General features: G+C 69.3%; 2 protein-coding genes. Both read right to left on the bottom strand.

Annotated elements, in window-relative coordinates:
* Window positions 1–116 precede the first annotated feature (116 nt).
* Window positions 117–293 (bottom strand): DUF6104 family protein, encoded by a 177-nt coding sequence (locus QM638_RS23000; protein ID WP_415146011.1) that lies wholly within the window; start codon window positions 291–293, stop codon window positions 117–119.
* Between the two features lie 101 nt (window positions 294–394).
* A partial coding sequence (locus QM638_RS22995; RefSeq protein WP_415146010.1) for a multifunctional oxoglutarate decarboxylase/oxoglutarate dehydrogenase thiamine pyrophosphate-binding subunit/dihydrolipoyllysine-residue succinyltransferase subunit occupies window positions 395–3,921 on the bottom strand: 3,527 nt, incomplete at its 5' end.

The following is a 3,921-nucleotide window of genomic DNA, read 5'->3' as shown; positions in this document are numbered from 1 at the left end:
GTGCGTCGACAGACCCGCTCGACACGGCCAGCAGCCCCACCAGAAGACGAAGCGCCGCCACGACAACCAGCCGTGGCGGCGCTTCACCCTGCCTCTTGACAGGAAGGCCCTACATATCAGTCCTCGGGGTCGTCCAGCCGCGCGAGCCAGGTGGCGAACCGTTCGACCGCCGTCTCGAACTCGGGGTGGACGTCGACGAACGCCTGCAGCTGTTCGCCCAGCCAGGCCAGGCTGACCTCCTCGTCACCCCGGCGGGAGACGAGCTCCTCGATGCCCCGATCGGTGAAGTACATGGGCCCAGTGTGACAAACACCGGCGCCCGACGGTGCGGTGGCCGTCGTCCTGGATCGGCAGGGCCACCGCAGCGTCGGGTCACCCGATCGGGTCGGATCGGTCAGGCGAACGCCGCCTCCAGCAGGTCCTTCTGCTCCGCCAGGTGCCGCCGGGAGGTGCCGACCGCCGGTGAGGTCGAGGCCGGCCGGGTGACCGCCTCGATCGGACGGCCCAGCTCGGGCACGATGTTCAGCGCGAACGTCGGCCACGGGCCCATGTTGTACGGCTCGTCCTGCACCCACCGGATCGTCTTCAGGCGGGGGTACTTGGCGATCTCGGCGGCGATCTGCGCCGTCGGCCACGGGTAGAGCTGCTCGGTGCGACCGATGGCGAACCGACCGGGATCCTCGCGCTTGTCGCGCGCCACCATCAGGTCCCAGGTGATCCGGCCCGAGCACAGCAGCAGCGTGTCCACCGTGTTGGGGTCGGCGACCTCGTCGCCGATGAACGGCCGGAACGATCCGCTGGTGAAGTCGGTCGGCTGCGAGGCGGCCTCCTTGCGCCGCAGCATCGACTTCGGGGTGAAGACGATCAGCGGCTTGTGGGTGGCGCCGAGCGCCTGCTGGCGCAGCAGGTGGAAGTACGACGCCGGGGTGCTCGGCTGGGCGACCGTGAACGCCTCGTCGGCGGCCATCGTCAGCCACCGTTCGATGCGGGCCGAGGAGTGATCGGGGCCCTGGCCCTCGAAGCCGTGCGGCAGGAGCAGCACGACTCCCGAGCGCTGCTGCCACTTGGTGAACCCGGCGGTGATGTACTCATCGATCACCGACTGCGCGCCGTTGACGAAGTCGCCGAACTGCGCCTCCCAGGCGACCAGCGCTCCGGGCCGGGCGACCGAGTAGCCGTACTCGAAGCCGAGCGCGGCGTACTCGGAGAGCAGCGAGTCGTAGACGTAGAACTTCGCCTGGTCCGGTGTCAGGTTGGCCAACGGCGTCCACTCGTCGGCGTTCTTCCGGTCGATCATGGTGGCGAAGCGCGACACGAACGTGCCGCGCCGGGAGTCCTGTCCGGCGAGCCGGACCGGACGACCCTCCATCAGCAGGGAGCCGAAGGCGAGGATCTCGCCGGTGCCCCAGTCGATGCCGCCCTCGGTGATCTGGTTGGCTCGACGCTGCAGCTGCGGCATCACCTTCGGGTGCACGGTGAAGCCCTCGGGCGGGGTGACGTAGGCGTCGGCGATCCGCTTGAGGGTCTCGGGGGTGATGGCGGTGACCGTCTCGGCAGCGGGCTTGGCCGGGTAGGCCGGGACGGTCTCCCATTCCTCGGGCTGCTTGTCGGCGTCGCGCACCTCGGTGAAGACCCGCTCCAACCGCGCCTGGTAGTCGGCCAGCACCTGCTCGGCCTCCTCCAGGGTGATGTCGCCGCGACCGATCAGCGACTCGGTGTAGAGCTTGCGCACCGAGCGCTTCTTCTCGATCAGGTCGTACATCAGCGGCTGGGTGAACGACGGGTCGTCGCCCTCGTTGTGGCCGCGCCGGCGGTAGCAGATCAGGTCGATGACGACGTCCTTGTTGAACGCCTGCCGGTACTCGAAGGCCAGCCGCGCCACCCGGACACAGGCCTCCGGGTCGTCGCCGTTGACGTGGAAGATCGGCGCCTGGACCATCCGCGCCACGTCCGTGGCGTACAGCGAGGACCGCGACGAGCCGGGCGAGGTGGTGAAGCCGACCTGGTTGTTGATGATGACGTGGATCGTGCCGCCGGTGCGGTAGCCGCGCAGCTGGGAGAGGTTGAGCGTCTCGGCCACCACGCCCTGTCCGGCGAACGCCGCGTCGCCGTGCACCAGCAGCGGCAGCACGGGGTACGCCGCACCCTGGTTCAGCACGTCCTGCTTGGCCCGGGCGATGCCCTCCAGCACCGGGTCGACGGTCTCCAGGTGGGACGGGTTCGCCGCCACCGACACCTTGATCGTCGAGCCGTCACCGGCGGTGAACTGGCCGTCGGCCCCGAGGTGGTACTTCACGTCGCCGGAGCCCTGCACGGTGCGCGGGTCGATGTTGCCCTCGAACTCGCGGAAGATCTGGTTGTAGGACTTGCCCACGATGTTGGCCAGCACGTTGAGCCGGCCACGGTGCGCCATTCCGATGGCGACCTCGTTGAGCCCGGCGTCGGCGGCGTTCTCGCAGATCTCGTCGATCACCGGGATGGTGGTCTCGCCACCCTCCAGCGAGAACCTCTTCTGGCCGACGAACTTGGTCTGCAGGAAGGTCTCGAACGCCTCGGCCTCGTTGAGCTTCTCCAGGATGCGCAGCTGCTCCTCGCGCGGCGTGCGCTCCGGCGGCACCTCGACCCGGTCCTGGATCCAGCGACGCTGGTCGGGGTCCTGGATGTGCATGTACTCGATGCCGGTCGTCCGGACGTAGGAGTTGCGCAGGATGCCCAGGATGTCGCGCAGCTTCATGAACGGCCGGTCATCGCGGCCGAAGGACCCGGTCGGGAACTCCCGGTCCAGGTCCCACAGGGTCAGCCCATGGCTCTCCACCCGCAGGTCGGGGTGGATGCGCTGCTTGTACTCCAGCGGGTCGGTGTCGGCCATCATGTGGCCGCGCACCCGGAAGGCGTGGATCAGCTCCAGGACGCGCGCCTGCTTGCCGATCTGGTCGTCGTGGCTGGTGGCCACGTCCTGGGCCCAGCGGATCGGCTCGTACGGGATCCGCAGGCTGCGGAAGATGTCGTCGTAGAAGTCGCTTCCGCCGAGCAGCAGCTGGTGCATCAGCTTGAGGAACTCACCGGACTGCGCGCCCTGGATGACCCGGTGGTCGTAGGTCGAGGTGATCGTCATGACCTTGCTGATCGCACTGCGCGCGATCGCATCCGCGGATGCGCCCTGCCACTCGGCCGGGTACTCCATCGCGCCGACGCCGATGATCGCGCCCTGGCCCTTCATCAGCCGCGGGATCGAGTGCACGGTGCCGATGCCGCCCGGGTTGGTCAGCGAGATCGTGGTGCCACTGAAGTCGGCGACGGTGAGCTTGTTGTCGCGGGCCTTGCGGACGATCTCCTCGTACGCCGTCCAGAAGGTCGCGAAGTCCATCGTCTCGGCGCCCTTGATGCTCGGCACCAGCAGCTGACGGGAGCCGTCGGGCTTCGGCACGTCGATGGCGAGGCCGAGGTTGACGTGGGCCGGGGTGATCAGGTTCGGCTTCCCGTCGATGACGTCGAATCCGACGTTCATGGACGGCATCGCCTTGACGGCCTGCACCAGCGCGTAGCCGATGATGTGGGTGAAGGAGACCTTCCCGCCACGGGCCCTGGCGAGGTGGTTGTTGATGACCGTGCGGTTGTCCCACAGCAGCTTGACCGGAACGTCGCGCACCGAGGTCGCGGTCGGCACGCTCAGCGAGGCGGCCATGTTCTGGGCGGTGCGGGCGGGGGCGCCGCGCAGCACCGTGTACGTCGGCTCGTCGGTCACCGCGGAGGCGGCCGGCTTCGGCGCGTCCTTCGGCACCGGTGAAGTGGTGCCCTTGGCGGGCTCGGCCGCCTTGGAGACCGGGCGCGGCTTGGCCACCGGGGCGGCGGGGGCGGAGGAGGTCGCCGGGGCGGCGGGCGCAGCGGGCGCAGCAGGGGCCGGGGCGGCGGAAGCGGCAG

It is taken from the genome of Nocardioides sp. (assembly GCF_047606145.1).
Lineage (GTDB): Bacteria > Actinomycetota > Actinomycetes > Propionibacteriales > Nocardioidaceae > Nocardioides.
The sequence above is the reverse complement of the archived record's forward strand: the minus strand, read 5'-3'. Positions and strand labels throughout refer to the sequence as shown.

Coding starts and splice junctions, on each gene's coding strand:
- QM638_RS23000 (WP_415146011.1), bottom strand. CDS start 293: ATGTACTTCACCGATCGGGGCATCGAGGAGCTCGTCTCCCGCCGGGGT.